The 16,209-nt window shown below is 62.4% G+C and carries 9 protein-coding genes and 1 tRNA gene; 8 read left to right on the forward strand and 2 right to left on the reverse strand.

Translation table 11 applies throughout. From position 1 onward, the window contains the following. Window positions 1-215: 215 nt before the first annotated feature. The 4 genes from X743_RS150245 to X743_RS150230 all read left to right on the forward strand — a co-directional run bounded on the left by X743_RS150245 (window position 216) and on the right by X743_RS150230 (window position 4,325). Window positions 216-1,313 (forward strand): polyamine ABC transporter substrate-binding protein, encoded by a 1,098-nt coding sequence (locus X743_RS150245; protein WP_023766763.1) that lies wholly within the window; start codon window positions 216-218, stop codon window positions 1,311-1,313. A 76-nt stretch (window positions 1,314-1,389) separates the two neighbouring features. Next, entirely contained in the window at window positions 1,390-2,532 is a 1,143-nt protein-coding gene (locus X743_RS150240) for an ABC transporter ATP-binding protein (RefSeq protein WP_023766764.1), read from the forward strand. Window positions 2,533-2,541: 9 nt separating this feature from the next. Beyond that, a complete protein-coding gene (locus X743_RS150235) occupies window positions 2,542-3,510 on the forward strand; it encodes an ABC transporter permease subunit (RefSeq protein ID WP_031257883.1) in 969 nt (322 codons plus the stop codon). Continuing rightward, window positions 3,507-4,325: an ABC transporter permease subunit gene (locus tag X743_RS150230; protein WP_023766766.1), complete on the forward strand. Its 819-nt coding sequence runs from the start codon at window positions 3,507-3,509 to the stop codon at window positions 4,323-4,325. The genes X743_RS150235 and X743_RS150230 overlap by 4 nt, the downstream gene beginning before the upstream one ends. Before the next feature lie 26 nt (window positions 4,326-4,351). On the opposite strand, the gene X743_RS150225 is transcribed toward X743_RS150230, so the two are convergent. Continuing rightward, a complete protein-coding gene (locus X743_RS150225; protein WP_023766767.1) occupies window positions 4,352-6,205 on the reverse strand; it encodes an AsmA family protein in 1,854 nt (617 codons plus the stop codon). Window positions 6,206-6,391: 186 nt separating this feature from the next. Between X743_RS150225 and X743_RS150220 the strand changes: the two genes are divergently transcribed. After that, window positions 6,392-8,350: an acetoacetate--CoA ligase gene (locus tag X743_RS150220; RefSeq protein ID WP_023766768.1), complete on the forward strand. Its 1,959-nt coding sequence runs from the start codon at window positions 6,392-6,394 to the stop codon at window positions 8,348-8,350. Between the two features lie 268 nt (window positions 8,351-8,618). On the opposite strand, the gene X743_RS150215 is transcribed toward X743_RS150220, so the two are convergent. Further along, window positions 8,619-12,536: a PAS domain S-box protein gene (locus X743_RS150215; RefSeq protein WP_023766769.1), complete on the reverse strand. Its 3,918-nt coding sequence runs from the start codon at window positions 12,534-12,536 to the stop codon at window positions 8,619-8,621. 250 nt (window positions 12,537-12,786) lie between these two features. Here X743_RS150215 and X743_RS150210 point away from each other — a divergent pair, with 250 nt between their 5' ends. From X743_RS150210 to X743_RS150200, 3 genes are all read left to right on the forward strand, one after another. Continuing rightward, window positions 12,787-13,245: a phasin gene (locus tag X743_RS150210; RefSeq protein WP_013893743.1), complete on the forward strand. Its 459-nt coding sequence runs from the start codon at window positions 12,787-12,789 to the stop codon at window positions 13,243-13,245. Between the two features lie 351 nt (window positions 13,246-13,596). After that, window positions 13,597-13,673 (forward strand) — tRNA-His (locus X743_RS150205). Between the two features lie 50 nt (window positions 13,674-13,723). Beyond that, window positions 13,724-15,166, forward strand: a complete 1,443-nt coding sequence (locus X743_RS150200; protein ID WP_348625902.1) for an integrase — start codon at window positions 13,724-13,726, stop codon at window positions 15,164-15,166. The last annotated feature ends 1,043 nt before the right edge of the window (window positions 15,167-16,209 follow it).

The raw sequence follows: 16,209 nt of genomic DNA on the forward strand, positions 1-16,209 counted from the left end.
GAGACCGGACCACATTCTTGTATTTCTGTCCGCGCGGCGGCGAAAGCTTCTGACGGCGCCGTAATTCCTTCCAGTCCAGGACAGCCGGACGGCCGCAGGCGGCGCGCGGATCGGTTCTTGTTGTCCCCTGGAAAGCTCAATACCCTGACGAAAATGCCCGGTCGCGCGCATGCCGCGACGAGCCGGCGACGGAACACTCACCAAAGGAGAATAGCATGATCCGCAAAGCGCTCTGGCTTTCGGCGACCTCGGTATTTCTGACCCTTTTCACAGCCGGCGGTCACGCCGCGGACCGCGTCGTCAACGTCTTCAACTGGTCGGACTACATCGACAGTTCGATCATCGACGACTTCACCAAGAAGACCGGCATCAAGGTCGTTTACGATACCTTCGATTCCAACGAGATCCTGGAAACCAAACTGCTCGCTGGCGGCAGCGGCTACGACGTCGTCGTGCCGAGCGGCAATTTCCTGGCCCGCCAGATCCAGGCCGGTGTGTTCCAGAAGCTCGACAAGTCGAAGCTGCCGAACATCTCCAACATGTGGGACACGGTTTCGGAGCGCACCGCCAAATATGACCCCGGCAACGAATACTCGGTCAATTACATGTGGGGCACCGTCGGCATCGGCTACAATCTCAAGAAAGTTCAGGCAGCTCTCGGCACCGACAAGATCGACAGCTGGGATACGTTCTTCAATCCGGACAGCCTCGCCAAGTTGAAGGACTGCGGCGTCTATGTGCTGGATTCACCAGCCGACATCATTCCGGCGGCGCTGAAATATCTCGGTCTGGACCCGAACAGCACGTCGCCCGACGACATTGCCAAGGCCGAGGACGCGCTGATGAAAGTGCGGCCCTTCATCAGGAAGTTCCATTCTTCCGAATACATCAACGCACTCGCCAATGGCGACATTTGCCTGGCGATCGGCTGGTCTGGTGACGTGTTCCAGGCACGCAACCGCGCGGTCGAGGCCAAGCAAGGCGTTGAGATCGGCTATTCGGTGCCGAAGGAAGGCGCCCAGATGTGGTTCGATCAGATGGCTATTCCGGCCGATGCGCCGCATACCGCCGAGGCACTCGAATTCATCAACTACATGATGACGCCGGAAGTGATCGCCAAATCGTCGAACTATGTGCTCTACGCAAACGGCAACAAGGCGTCGCAGCAATTCGTCGACAAGGCTCTTCTGGACGACCCGTCGGTCTATCCTGACGCAGCGACGTTGCAAAAGCTCTACACTGTCCAGCCGTACGATCCCAAGACCCAGCGCATCATCACGCGCAGCTGGACCAAGATCGTCACCGGCCAGTAAGCAATCCGACACGACCCCGGCAGCCAACTGCCGGGGTCGATTTTCTTTGGGGACTCAGGACAGACGGAGTGGGGATATGAAATCGCTTGGCAGCATCCGCAGGGATTTCGCGCCATGGAAGGACCCGAACGCCAAGCCATACATTCAGTTCGAGAACGTCACCAAGAAGTTCGGTGACTTCACCGCCGTCAACAATCTGTCGCTGACCATATTCGAGCGCGAATTCTTCGCGCTGCTGGGCGCCTCCGGCTGTGGAAAGTCGACGCTGCTCAGGATGCTTGCCGGCTTCGAGGAACCGACGGCTGGCCGCATCCTGCTCGATGGCCAGGATTTGCGCGGCATTCCGCCCTATCGCCGGCCGGTCAACATGATGTTCCAATCCTATGCCCTGTTCCCGCATATGACGGTGGAAAACAACATCGCCTTCGGCCTCAAGCAGGAAGGCATGGCCAAGCCCGATATCGAAAAGCGCGTCACCGACATGCTGAAGCTGGTCAAGCTCGAGCAGTTCGCCAAGCGCAAGCCGCACCAGCTCTCCGGTGGCCAGCGCCAGCGCGTCGCCCTTGCCCGCTCTGTCGCCAAGCGCCCGAAGGTGCTGCTGCTGGACGAGCCGCTCGGCGCGCTCGACAAGAAGCTGCGCGAGGAAACCCAGTTCGAACTGATGGACCTGCAGCAGGAACTCGGCCTCACCTTCGTCGTCGTCACCCACGACCAGGAAGAGGCGATGACCATGGCCGACCGCATCGCCATCATGGACAAGGGCGAAGTCATGCAGGTTGCGACACCGGCGGAAGTCTATGAGGCTCCGGCATCGCGCTTCGTCGCCCATTTCGTCGGCAACGTGAACATGTTCGAGGGCAAGGTTGCCGAACAGTCGGCCAACACGACGCGCATCACCGGCCCAAGCGGAGCCCAGATCGTCGTCGAGAATGGTGGCGCGGCTGCAAAGGCCAATGCCGACATCGTCTTCGCCATCAGGCCGGAGAAGATCAGGGTTTCGTCGAAGAAGCCGGCAGATGCCGTCAACGCTCTGGAAGGCGAGGTTTACGACATCGCCTATCTCGGCGACATGACCGTCTATCACGTCAGGCTGGACGACGGGCAGATCATCAGGGCAAGCGCCTTGAACGCGGTGCGCGTGACCGAGGATCCGCTGACCTGGAACGACCGCGCCTGGGTGTCTTTCCGGCCCGACGCCGGCGTCGTGCTGGCGCGGTAGGGGGCTGATATGTCCAACATCGCTGTCACCGACGCCGCCGTGCCGTCGGCCGCCGACAAGCCGTTCCTGGCGCGGCTGGGCGCCGGCTTCGTCAACCGCCTCGTCATCATCGTCCCCTATCTCTGGCTGCTGTTCTTCTTCCTCGTTCCCTTCGTCATCGTCTTCAAGATTTCACTGTCGCAAACGGCGATCGCCATGCCGCCCTACACGCCGGTGCTCGGTTTCAAGGACGGCGTCTCCGGCTTCTTCGCCGGGTTTCGCGATCTCAACTTCGACAACTATGTCTGGCTGACGCAGGATGCGCTCTATTTCAAAGCCTACGTCACCAGCCTGATCATCGCCGCCATTTCGACGGTGCTGACGCTGCTGGTCGGCTACCCTATCGCCTACGGCATGGCGCGCGCGCCGGCCACCATCCGCCCGACCTTGCTGATGCTGGTGATCCTGCCGTTCTGGACGTCGTTCCTGATCCGGGTCTATGCCTGGATCGGCATCCTGAAGCCCGAGGGACTGCTCAACCAGCTGCTTTTGTCGCTGCACATCATCAATCAGCCGCTGGTCATCCTCAACACCTACACGGCGATCTTCATCGGCATCGTTTATTCCTACCTGCCGTTCATGGTGCTGCCGCTCTATTCGTCCTTGGAAAAGATGGATTATTCGCTGATCGAGGCGGCCAAGGATCTCGGCTGCCCGCCGACCGCCGCTTTCTGGAAAATCACCTTTCCGCTGTCCCTGCCGGGCGTCATCGCCGGTTGCCTGCTGGTGTTCATCCCGGCCGTCGGCGAGTTCGTCATCCCCGACCTGCTCGGCGGTTCGCAGACGCTGATGATCGGCAAGACCTTGTGGAACGAGTTCTTCGCCAATCGCGACTGGCCGGTCTCTTCGGCCGTTGCCGTCATCCTCCTGCTTCTGCTGACCGTTCCGATCATGCTCTTCCAGCAGGCACAGGCCAAGGCGCAGGAGCAGGACAAATGAACACCACCTGGAGCCGCTTCAACGTCACCTCGATCGTGCTGGGCTTTGCCTTCCTGTACCTGCCGATCGTGCTGCTCATCGTCTTCTCCTTCAACGAGTCCAAGCTCGTCACCGTCTGGGGCGGCTTCTCGACCAGATGGTATGTGTCGCTGTTCCACAATCAGGGCCTGATGGACGCCACCTGGGTCACGGCGCGCGTCGGCGTCATTTCGGCCACAGTGGCGACCGTGCTCGGCACGCTGGCGGCACTCACCCTGACGCGTTACACCCGGTTCAGGGGCAGGGTGCTGTTTTCCGGCATGGTCTTCGCGCCGCTCGTCATGCCGGAAGTCATCACCGGCCTGTCGCTGCTGCTGCTCTTCGTCGCCGTCGGTCTCGACCGCGGCTTCCTGACCGTGACGCTCGCCCATATCACGCTGACCATGTGCTTCGTGGCGGTCGTCGTTCAGTCGCGCCTGGTTTCCTTCGACCGTTCGCTGGAGGAAGCAGCGATGGATCTTGGCGCAACGCCGACGAAGACCTTTTGCCAGATCACGCTGCCGGTCATCATGCCGGCGATCGTGTCCGGCTGGATGCTGGCTTTTACGCTGTCGCTTGACGATCTGGTCATCGCCAGCTTCACCTCCGGGCCGGGCGCAACCACGCTGCCGATGAAGATCTACAGCCAGGTCCGTCTCGGCGTGACGCCGGAAATCAACGCCGCCTGCACCGTCCTGATCGCTGTGGTCGCGGTCGGCGTCATCATCGCCTCGATCGCCAACAAGCGGCGTGAGGTGCAGCGCCAACTGGATGAACAGGCCGCCCAGCGCGGTTAGCTGCGCGGTGGATGTTTCGGGCGAAGCTACTCGCCCGAAACGCCGCGGCTTATCGGCGAAATGAACGGCGTGCTCCATGTCCCGCCGACGAAGAAGGACGACTGGTTAGGGCCTTGCTGGCCATTCGCCTGCGTGGCGGCCTGGTCCGGCTGGATGACGCCGCCGGAGAGTGCCAGCCCGCGCCCTGCATAGGAGGCTATTCCGGAAAGCCAGATCTTGTATTTCGCCGAATTGGCCTCGGCCTTGTCCAGCCTCGCCACGCCTCTCGAAATGGTTGCCTTCACTTCGGCGCCGTCGATCGGCAAGGTCCCGTCCGAAACATCATCGAGTGCGAAGAAGCCGCCTTGTTCGGTATGCTTGAGAAAGGCCGGCAGGTTGAACTTGCTGAGCGCGCCGGGGCCGAAGGTCGCCGAGACCGAGCCATCGGAGTTTTCAAAGATCGAATCCCAGGTCCTGCCCGGTCCCTTCAGGATGACCGAAACCGTACCCGTGCCGACCGGCACCAGCCGGGTCATCCCGGCAGCCGTAGCGAACGCGCCGCCGTCGACATCGGACGCGAGCAGCCGGATTTCAACCTGGGTGCCCTCGGGCTTGCGGTCGAAACGAAGGCTGGTCTGAATGTTGCCGCCAAAGGCCGAGGCGTCGGAGATGTCGAAGACGGAAAGACCATCCTTGACCTGGGCAGTGGCGGCGACATCGGCAAGCTGGATGGCGCCCGCCGTGGCATGCGCCGCAGACAGCCTGAGATCGAGGTTGATCCGATCGGCAAAACTTGTCTCGACGTCACCCGGTCCGGCTCCGCTCGCCGGTCCCAGCGGCGTGAAGGCGGACAGGAATGACCTGAGGTCGAGTGTGTCGAAGGCAAGCGTGCCCGAAATCACCGGCTGCGCGTCGCCAAGCGACAGGTCAAGCGCGCCCATACCGGGGTTGTTGTCCAGCGCCAGTGCGGTGTTCTCGAACTTGATGCGCCCGGCCGACGCGGTGACCTTGCTCGAAATGCTGACCGAGCCGATCGCCGCGCTCGGCGCGATGCCAGCCTGTGTCCATTCCAGCACGCGGCGCAGCGAGGGAGCCGCGAATTTCACTTGGCCGTCGAAATAGGCATTCTCGGACATGCTGGCCGTGCCGTCGAAGGAGAAGGTGGCGGGCGCGGCCTTCAATGACAGGGTAAGCGGCGCCATGCCGCCAGCAAACAGCACCAGCGGCTTCGCCGAGGCGGCGTCGACGGTCACGCTTTCGCCGCGCCAGATTCCGGTTGCCGACAGCGTCGCATTGCTGTTCATCGCCGCCCAGGTCGCCTGGCCGCTGAGGCTGCTCAGGATCTCCACGTCCTTGCCGTTGACGGATGCCACCATGCGGCCGTCCCTGAACTCCACCGTGCCGAACGTGTCGGTCGGCAGCTTGTCGAGATCGGGCTTGGCGGGATCGGCACTGACCACGCCGCGCGCCGCGTCGATGGAGCGTGCAATGCGGCCGCCGGTCGGCGCCGTGGGCAGGAACAGGCCGTCCGCCGACCGTTGCACCCGGATCGTCGGCCGCACCAGCCGTGCCGTGGAAAACTCCACATCGCCGCGCAATGCCGCCATGGCCGAGAGGTCGACCTCGACCCGTTCGGCCTCGACGACCGGCGGCGCATCGGTGTCCGTCCACTTCGACAGCGTCACATCGGTCAGGATCGCACGGAAATTCGGCCAGACCTCGATGCGCGGCGAGCCATCGATGGCGACGCGAAAGCCGCTCCATGCGCTCATTTCCCAAGCGATGCGGTCGCGCACGATGCGCGTCGAGGCGATCAGCGGCAGGGCAGCGACCACGAGAGCGATGACGATTACGGCAGCGCCGATCGCCCATACTCCGCGGCGGATGAAGGATGACGGCATATTGCCCTGTATGCTTCCGTTCCGACAAAAATCGTCCAGTCGTCACTACGACTTAGGGCCGAGGCATTTCAAGTCTTTATGGCCCGGCGATGGCATTTGCGCACACTTGCCCGCATCGGCCGAACAAAATCTTGCTCTGCTGCGCTGCGATATGCATAAGCGGTGACGACCCTGGGAGGATCGATCATGGCCGCCGAAGTACCGCTCTGGACCCCGACGCAAGACCAGATTGATGCCGCGCCCTTGACCGCTTTCATGAAGGCCGCGGAGGCGAAAGCCGGCGCAGCTTTTTCTTCGTATTCCGAGCTTCACCGCTGGTCGGTCGAGGACCGCGAGGCATTTTGGAGCCTGGTGTGGGATTTTTCCGGCATTGTCGGCGAAAAGGGCGAGCGCACCTTGGTCGACGGCGACAAGATGCCCGGCGCATCGTTCTTTCCCGATGCCACGCTGAACTTCGCCGAGAACCTGTTGAAGAAGACCGGCGCTGGCGAAGCAATCGTGTTTCGCGGCGAGGACAAGGTCGAACGGCGGCTGTCCTGGAGCGAACTACATGGCCTGGTCTCGCGCCTGCAGCAGCTTTTCCTGTCGCTCAAGGTGAAGAAGGGCGACCGCATTGCCGCGATGATGCCCAACATGCCGGAGACCATTGCCGCCATGCTGGCCGCGGCCTCGATCGGTGCCGTCTGGTCTTCCTGCTCCCCCGATTTCGGCGAGCAGGGCGTGCTCGACCGCTTCGGCCAGATCGAACCTGTCGTCTTCATCGCGCCCGACGGCTATTGGTACAATGGCAAGGCGATCGAGGTCGCCGACAAGATCGCGGCGGTCGCGGCCAGGCTCGGCACCGTCCGCAAGGTCCTGGTCGTCGACTACCTCGGCACCTCTGCCGATGTGGCCGCGACCATCGACGAGGCCGTGGCGATGGAAGAGGCGCTCTCGCCCTTCGCCGTCAAGCCCGTCACCTTCGAGCCGCTGCCGTTTTCGCATCCGCTCTACATCCTGTTTTCGTCCGGAACCACCGGCGTTCCCAAATGCATCGTCCATTCGGCCGGCGGTACGCTGATCCAGCATGTCAAGGAACACCGGCTGCATGCCGGCCTTATCGACGGCGATCGCTTCTTCTATTTCACCACCTGCGGCTGGATGATGTGGAACTGGCTGGTGTCCGGCCTCGCGTCGGGCGCGACGCTGCTGCTCTATGACGGCTCGCCTTTCTACCCCGACGGCAACGCGCTGTTCGATTTCGCCGATGCCGAGAAGATGACCTTCTTCGGCACCTCGGCCAAGTTCATCGATTCCGTGCGCAAGGCCGGTCTCAAGCCGATCCGCAGCCATGATCTGTCGACCGTGCGGGCGATCTCCTCCACCGGCTCGCCGCTGTCGCCCGAGGATTTCCGCTTCGTCTATGACGGCATCAAGAAGGACGTGCACCTGGCTTCGGTTTCCGGCGGTACCGACATCGTCTCCTGTTTCGTGCTCGGCGTGCCCATCGAACCCGTCTGGAGCGGCGAGATCCAGGGGCCTGGCCTTGGCCTGGCCGTCGATGTCTGGGACGATGACGGCAGGCCGATCCGCCAGGAGAAGGGCGAACTGGTCTGTACCAAGGCTTTTCCGGCGATGCCGATCGGCTTCTGGAACGATCCCGAGGGCAAGAAATACCGGTCCGCCTATTTCGAGCGTTTCGACAATGTCTGGTGCCATGGCGACTTCGCCGAATGGACCGGCCATGGCGGCATGATCATCCATGGCCGCTCGGACGCCACGCTCAACCCGGGCGGCGTGCGGATCGGAACGGCGGAGATCTACAACCAGGTCGAGCAGATGCCGGAGATCCTGGAGGCACTGTGCATCGGCCAGGATTTCGACAATGACGTGCGGGTCGTGCTGTTCGTGCGCCTGGCAGCTGGCGTGCAGCTCGACGAGGAACTCGAAAAACGCATCCGCGCCAAGATACGCAGCGGCGCAAGCCCGCGCCACGTGCCGGCCAGGATCGTCGCAGTGTCGGACATTCCCCGCACCAAATCTGGCAAGATCACCGAGCTCGCGGTACGCGACGTGGTCCATGGCCGCGTCATCAAGAACAAGGAAGCGCTCGCCAACCCCGAGGCGCTGGAGCTGTTCCGCGACCTGCCGCAGCTGGCCGAGTGACCGCAAGCGGCATGGTTAACCAAATATGTCGTGCGAATTTACCTAGATTTCACGAGTGGTACACATTCGTAAATTTTCCGCGGCGCCGGTAAGGACTTGTTAAGGCCCGGCGTCGATAGTCGCATGTAACTTGAGGGAGAAATCCCGTTCCTCAGCCCCCGGAGGATCTGAATTCGCTCAAGCCCCGTTGTGACAGCAATTCCATCTCTAAGGCGTCCTTTGGGCGCCTTTTCTTTTTGCCGGAATTGGCTGCTGGCTGCCCGACCCGTTATTCAGCGAGCACCCTGGTCGAGGGGAAAGCGACCTCGACAAGCGTTCCTTCTCCCGGCGTCGAATTGATGGTGAACCGGGCGCGGTTTGCCTCCACCATGGCCTTGGTCAGCGGCAGGCCAAGTCCGGTGCCGTCGCCACGCCCGCGCTTCAGGGCGTTGATCTGCTTGAACGGCTTCAATGCCTGCTCGATCTCGGCCTGGCTCATGCCGATGCCCGTGTCGCGCACCCGCATGACGACGTCGCCCGAGGTCTCATAGGCGGTCGAGACGATCACCTGGCCGCCCGCCTGGGTATAGCGGATAGCGTTGGACAGGATGTTGAGCGCGATCTGGCGCACGCTGCGCAAATCGGCCACCACTTCCGGCAGCCGCGAGGCGAAGCTGGAGCGGATGATGACGCGCTCGCGGTTGGCCTGCGGCTGCATCATCGCCACCGTCTCGGCCAGCGTGTCGTTGAGCGACACCGCCTCATAGGCCATCTCCTGCTGGCCGGCCTCGATCTTGGAGATGTCGAGCAGGTCGTTGACCAGATCCAGCACATGGTTGCCCGAGCGGTTGATGTCGCGCAAATAGTCGCGGTAGCGATCATTGGCGACAGGCCCGAACTTCTCGTCGACCATCAACTCGGAAAACCCGATGATGGCGTTGAGCGGCGTGCGGATCTCGTGGCTGATGCGGGCGAGGAAATCGGTCTTCTGCGAGGAGGCGCGTTCGGCCACCGCACGCGCCTGGGTGAGATCTTCCTCCGCCCGCTTCCACTGCGTGATGTCGCGCACCACGGCGCAGAAGCCGCTGTCGTTGGGCAGTCGGCCGATGGTCATGAACAGCGGGATGAAGCGACCCTGCGCCTCGCGCCCGATGACCTCGCGGCCGTCATTCAGGACGCTCGCCACGCCCGGTTCGGACAGTCCGGTGAGATAGTCGCGCGCCGCCCGCTGGCTTTCGATGGCAAACAGCGATGCGAACGGTTTGCCGGTCACCTCGTCGCTGTCGAAACCGAACAGCGCTTCGGCCGGGCGGCTGATCGAGCGGATGGTGCCGTCAGTGCCGATCAGCACGACGCCGTCGGTGGCGGTATCGATGATGGTGCGCATTTCGGCGATGCGCGCCTTGAGTTCGGAAATGTCGGGCTGTGTAGGCTCATCACCGACCACATGCAGGGCACCAGGAGCCTCATCCTCGCCGGAACGGCGCACGACCAGCATCAGTGCCTTGCCGTCGCGCCAGGGAACGGAGCGCAGGATGGCGTCGATCGGAAATTCCTGCCCATCGCGCGTCCTCAGCCGCAGCGCCCGATCGCTGCCGTCGGAGACGCCGTCCTCGGCGTAGGGGTCGGCAAACAGCGCGCCCAGGCCGCCGGCATCCTCGAGATCGTCGAGCGCGGCGTAGCCGGTCAGGTTCAGGAACTCCTCGTTCGCATAGTGCAATTGGTCGCCCGAATGAATGAGCAGCGGCACTGGCAGCTTGCCGAGCAGCAAGGTGTCCGGAGCCTTGCTCTCGTCGCCTACGGCAAAGGCGGACGGCGTGACCCCTTCGGTCTTGAGCGGTGGCACCTGCAAGCGCGGCCGCTCGGCGCGGTCCTCTGTCCCGTCACTGGCCGCCTGCTCGTCCGGCGCGGCGCCTTCCTCGCTACCGGCCCAATCCTCATTGTCCTCGGCGTCGCGAAAATCGGCTGACGTCATGCTGTCGTCGTCGACAGGCTCATGCGTCGTGTCTGCGCCAACCGATTCGGTCTCTGTCGCTTTGGGCTCGGCGCTCTCCGGTTCCGACGCTGCCGGTTCGGAGGCGGCAGGCTCGTCATTGTCAGCGACGGGGCCGGGTTCGTCGCTCCGGCCGGCATAGTCGAGCAGCGAGCCGGTTGCACCGGGCGAGGTGTCGCCTTCCGCACGAGCCGCTTGGTCCACGCCGTCGAGCCGCGCGAGATCCGCTTCGTCCTCGGCGTCCACCTCGGTCTCGGAGAGCTCGGTCAGGGCCGCGTCGCCTTGGGACTCTGTCGTCGGGTGTTCGCCGGTATCCTTCGGCTCTTCGGACGGCGTTGCGGTGTCTGCCTCCGAAACCCCGCCGGTCGCATCGGCTGGAGCGTTCGTCTTCACGGCCGGCGCCTGTGCTTCCGCCACGGGTTCGGTGGGCGCCGGTGCTTCGACGCCGGGCTTTTCAGCCTCCGGCGGCTCGGCCGTCGAACTGTCCTTCTTCAGCCGTTCGCCGATCTCGCGAAACGCACTGCGTTCCAGGGTCGATAGCCCCTTGTCGTTGACCGGCTGGCGGTGTTCAGCCAGCCGGATCACTTTGTCGGCAAAGCGCCGCTCCGGTTTCGGCACGATGGTCAGCGCCGGTACCTCGCCCTTGAACGGATCCGCCTTCGGTTCGCCGGCTGTCGGCTCTTCAGCGGCAGGTTCGACGGCTTCTGGCGCCGCCGGAGCCTTGCCGTTGGGCACAAGCGCTATGCCGATCGCTTCGGGATCGACGACGGCGTCACTGGGGCGGGCAACGCCGAAGCCGCGGAAGCCTTCGAAAGCGCGGCTGCGGCCATAGACAGGCAAAGCCGCGAGGTCGACGGGGATCTTCAGATCGGTGCCGACGACCGGCCACAGCGCGGTGCGGCCGGACCAGGTGTCGCGCCGCTCCAGAAGGCCGGCGATCTCGCCGGACGCATCGAGGCCGAAGGCCGCCGCGACATCCCTGAAGCGCCGGCCGATCACATCGGCGGCCGGCTGGCCGACGATATCGGCGAATTCCGGCGACAGCGTGCTGAATTTGCCTTCGGCGTCGGTGCGCCAGACGAAACGCATCGGCGCCGCCGAGCGGTCTATCGTCCTGGCGGCCGGGGTTGCGGTCGGCACAGTTGGCAAGGTTGACTGGATGCCGTCCGCTCCGCTTTTTTCGACGGCAGCGTCAGCGGCGGTCTGTCCAGGCACGGTTTCCGGGTCGGGCGCCCCGGGCGCGGGCCGCCCATGGTCCTCGTCGGCATTGAAGTACCAGTGGTCGTGCTGCGACGGCGTTCCGCCTGTCGGCGGCTGGTCGCTGTTTGCCGCGACCGGTGTCTGCGCGGCCGTTTCCGCGCTCTCCCGCGCTGCCGGTTCCGCTATGTCTTCAGCGGCGGCTCCGGCAGGGACGGGTTCTTGGCCCACCGTCTCTGCCTGTGGCTCTGCCGCCGGCTCGTTGTCGAGTTCGGGTTGGGATTGCACGGCGGCGCCAGCGGCCACCCCGTCGGAGCGATCGTCCGCCGACGTTCCTTCGATGGCCCCGCTCTCCTCCATTTGATCTTCGTCGATCACCACCAGGAGATGACGCTCCGGCGTCAGCCGGGCGAGGCCGGCCGGGTAGGATGTCTTGCCGCCCGGAACGAGGCGCTTGACGATGCGCTCGCTCTCGGCGGCCACGTCGGCCACCAGAGCCGCCAGCGTCTCGGGCTGGATGCCGAGCGCCGCAAAGCCCTCGGACGCTGCCTCGACCTTGCCTTCGGCATCGATGAAGGCAATGAAATGACCGTCTTCGGTAAACCCACTGATCGCCCGATTGGCGATTTCGGCGGCACTGCGCGAACCCGTCTGGGCCGCCGGCACCGCCAGCATGATCGCTTTCTCGTCATCGGGCAGCGTCACGGCGCTGGCGAGGAAGCCGGCGGCGCGGCTGGTCATTCCGGTTGCCAGCCGGACCGTGATGGCACGGTCGCTGCCGATCTCGGGAAAGCCGCTGGTCGCCATGATCTGGCGGCGGGCGATCAGCGGCAGCCGCGCCGACGCACCGATGATGGCTTCGATGTCGGGATAGCCGAACGCCGCGGCACCCGGCCCATTGGCCCAGATCACCTGTTCCAGATCCACCGACAGGATCGCGATCGCGTCGCCGGCGGCGAAGCGCTGGCGGACCGCGTCGAGCACGGCGACATCGAGGAAGGAGTATTCGGACGGCATGCGCTTGGAGAACCCTCACGGAGCGGCGAAATTTGCAGTTAACGCTTTGTTAATAAAAGCCGCAGGCGCGAAGGTCCACAAGCCAGAACGTGCAAAAATTGGAATTTGGGCTTTTGGTTAACGGCGGAAAACAATTTTTTTGTGCACTGCAACAAAGATATTGCAATGCACAAAAATTGCCTTTATATTGCCATCATACATGAACGAGACGGCTTTCTGTCAAAGCCGCTGCCGCTGAAAAGGATGGAAAATGTCCAGGACCAAGACCGCCGAGACGATCGAAAACGTTGAATTCCCGAGCTTCGACGCTTCCAAGGCCACCGACCAGATCCGCGCTTTCGCCGAAAAGGGCGTTGAGCAGTCGAAAGAGGCCTATGCCAAGCTGAAGACCGGCGCCGAGGAGACCCAGAAGGCTCTGGAGTCGACCTACGAAACCGCCAAGACTGTTTCCGGCGACCTGTCGCTCAAGACCATCGCGGCGCTGCGCGCCAATGCCGAAGCCGGCTTCTCGCATCTCGAAGCCCTGATCGGCGCCAAGTCGCTGTCGGAAGTCGTCGAGCTGCAGACCGCTTTCCTGCGCAAGCGCGTCGAGATGACCGTCGAGCAGGCCAAGGACTTCCAGGCTGTTGCCTCCAAGGCGGCCGAAGACGTCTCCAAGCCGATCAAGACCGCCTTCGAGAAGGCCGTGAAGGACATTAAGGCTGCCTAATATTTGCGCTTGGTTGGAAGATGCAACAAAAGGTCGCGTTTTCTTCAAGCCAATAAAGCGTATGATGACAGCCATCAACGAATACCCGGCGAGTGGAACCTCCTCCCTCTGCTCCCCGGGGTGACCAGCCAGCACCTCCTCCCGCTGGCTCGTAACAGGAAAAGGCCGGCACCTCCTCCCGCCGGCCTTTTTCTTTGCCCGGCGAAACCAGCGTCGTTGCGGCGAGATGTGGGGAACTGCCCTTTGCTTTCCAAAAGCCTTGAATTAGAATCCATAAGCCCGTAAGGACGCATCGCCGAACGACAGAGCAGATCGCCGGGACTTCCCACCTCGATCTGTTCAGGCAAACGTGCCGTTGTAGCTCAGATGGTTAGAGCGCCGGATTGTGGATCCGGAGGTCGCTGGTTCGATCCCAGCCAACGGTACCATCGGCTTCTCCTTTAAGCGTTTGAATTTGCTATACAATTTGCCGATTCTGATGATCGGTATTGCGGCAATTGTCGATTTTGTGTTACCTATTGTGTTACCTATTGTGATACAAATGGGGTCTGTAGAGGCCGTGGGAAGACGACGCGAAGCACATGATCCTGACCGCTTCCTGCAATTGAGGGGCGATCATTTCCACTACTACCGGCGGGTGCCCAGAGAGGTCAGGGACCTCGACGAGCGCGGGCTGTTTGTGCGCCGCGCCCTTGACACCACTGATCGCACGAAGGCGCGTACCGCCAGGGATCTCCACGAGGCTGCTGACAATGCTTTGTGGGCTTCGCTGATGTTGGGTGAAAATCCACAGGCGGCGCGCGTCCGACACCGGCAGGCCGTCAAGCGTGCCGAGTCGTTGGGTTTCGTCTATCGACCACTCGCCGAGATCCTGGTCGCCGAGCCGCTCGATACGATTCTGCAGCGGGTCGAGAGCACAATCGGGGAGCCCGCCAAATCACCTTCTATCGACGCCGTCGGCGGCGCGGTCGACCGTCCTGACGACAAGATATCGGAAGCGCTGGATCTGCATTTCAACGAGATTGCTCGCGCCGAAATCCGCGGCAAAAGCCCTGACCAGAAGAAGCGCTGGAAGGCAAAGCGCGAAATGAGCGTCGATGTGTTTATCGGCTTGGTTGGCGACAAGGCAATGAGTGAGATCACGCGCGAGGACGCGCGAGTGGTGCACAAATATTGGCTGGACCGAGTAGCACCCGAAAAAGGCAGAGCGGACCGTTCGGCATCGACAGGCAACCGAAACATGGGCAACCTTCGAACCCTATACGCCGACTATTTTCGCCATCTCGGTTTCCCCGAACAGAAAAACCCGTTTGCCGATCTGTCATTCACCGACAGGTCGAAGCGCAGTCGGCCACCGTTCCCGACCGACTGGATTCGCGACAAGATATTTGCGCCTGGAGCGCTTGTAGCTCTCAATGAGGAGGCGAGAGGAATCGTGCTTGCCTTCGCTGAGACCGGGGCCCGACCGAGCGAACTTGCGAACCTACATGAGGGTGTCATCCATGTTGATCATGAGGTGCCGCATATTTCGGTCGAACCGCGCGACGATCCTGACGATCCTCGCGAGATCAAGACCGCCTCGTCGGTCCGCAAGGTGCCGCTAGTCGGCGTGGCGCTTGAGGTGTTCAAAAAGCATCCCAAGGGCTTCCCACGCTACAAGGACCGGGAGGCGTCACTGTCAGCCCTGCTCAACAAGCATTTCAAGAACCACAAATTGTTCCCGACCGACAATCACACCGTCTATTCGCTGCGCCACTCATTCGAAGACCGCATGAAGAACGGCAGGTTGGACGAGGAGCTTCGGCGCATGCTGATGGGCCACACGATCGACCGTCCGAAATATGGCGAGGGTGGCGACATGAAGATGTGGCAAGAGGAACTTATGAAGATCGTGCTGCCGTTCGACCCTGCGATTGTATGACGCGCTGGCGTACCCTGGCGAGGCGGTCCTCCTTGGCTTGATGATCTCACAGGGCGCGTTCCAAATGGTCGTATAGCGGCAGCCATGCCTCAGCATGGTCGCCCCGCGCCACGATGATCTCGGCGACGCGATCGAGCGCTCGCTCAATCCGCTGCGCTGTGATTGGCTGAAGCGTGGGCGAATATCGCCTCACGGCTTTGCCTTTCTGCAAGACCAGGAATGTAGCATGCCTTTGCGTAGGCGAACTTTCCTGGCGAAGTGAAGGGCCTGCTTTCGGCTCGGCATTAGTCGGCGGCTGCGGCGTACAAATGGGAAAAGGGTCTCTGCCCATCGGGGGTCGGGAGCGGGAGACCGCTACATCGCAACGCCCACTATCGACGAGGCGTTCTTTTGCTATCGACGGAGCGCGGCTTAAATAGTCGAAATTCCATTTTGAGGAAGAGTCTGGCCGATGCACTCCGAAGGCAGAGGGTCACGACTGCCTTTGCGGCTGACTACCCTCCTGCTGGTGTTTCTAGGAGCAGTCCATTCCTGCTTCGCATGGCAGGGTAACCTTGTTCGAACCGCGTTTGCGAGCTGTCCGTCATGTTGCCCCCATCCCTCAGCCAAACGGCGTTTGCGTATCTACGTCGGCCCGTAACGCCCGATTCAGCATTCCAGCACTTCCGACCCACTATTGGTAACGGTGCAGGGTTGCTCAGGTTAATACAAAAAGACTTTCCGTGCAACGCGACAGGCGCATGGAATTTGCCGCGTAGCCAATAAGATGAATTCGGTTGTACGAGTGCACAAACGAATTCTCTTCAGTATTTCTTTGGGACGAACGATAATGCAACATTATCATTCGTTTTGTGTGTTCGACAAGCTGTGCGTTTTGGGGCGAAAATCATGGCGCAAAGCGCACGGCCGCTTTACCCTCCAAAACCATGATTCGCCTCGATCCCGCGACCGCCAGCTGTTCTGCGCCGCCCTCCGTTCCGGCCTGGGCGGTCACAGGCGCCGGCGCGCCGAGCGACGGCGACGCCGCCTTCCGGGCCGGCGCC

Source organism: Mesorhizobium sp. LNHC232B00, assembly GCF_000502435.1.
In the GTDB taxonomy this organism is placed as follows: domain Bacteria; phylum Pseudomonadota; class Alphaproteobacteria; order Rhizobiales; family Rhizobiaceae; genus Mesorhizobium; species Mesorhizobium opportunistum.

Bases quoted from the DNA above. Each gene is read 5' to 3' on its own strand.
- X743_RS150245 (WP_023766763.1), top strand. From the start codon at position 216: ATGATCCGCAAAGCGCTCTGGCTTTCGGCGACCTCGGTATTTCTGACC.
- X743_RS150240 (WP_023766764.1), top strand. From the start codon at position 1,390: ATGAAATCGCTTGGCAGCATCCGCAGGGATTTCGCGCCATGGAAGGAC.
- X743_RS150235 (WP_031257883.1), top strand. From the start codon at position 2,542: ATGTCCAACATCGCTGTCACCGACGCCGCCGTGCCGTCGGCCGCCGAC.
- X743_RS150230 (WP_023766766.1), top strand. From the start codon at position 3,507: ATGAACACCACCTGGAGCCGCTTCAACGTCACCTCGATCGTGCTGGGC.
- X743_RS150225 (WP_023766767.1), bottom strand. From the start codon at position 6,205: ATGCCGTCATCCTTCATCCGCCGCGGAGTATGGGCGATCGGCGCTGCC.
- X743_RS150220 (WP_023766768.1), top strand. From the start codon at position 6,392: ATGGCCGCCGAAGTACCGCTCTGGACCCCGACGCAAGACCAGATTGAT.
- X743_RS150215 (WP_023766769.1), bottom strand. From the start codon at position 12,536: ATGCCGTCCGAATACTCCTTCCTCGATGTCGCCGTGCTCGACGCGGTC.
- X743_RS150210 (WP_013893743.1), top strand. From the start codon at position 12,787: ATGTCCAGGACCAAGACCGCCGAGACGATCGAAAACGTTGAATTCCCG.
- X743_RS150200 (WP_348625902.1), top strand. From the start codon at position 13,724: ATGATCGGTATTGCGGCAATTGTCGATTTTGTGTTACCTATTGTGTTA.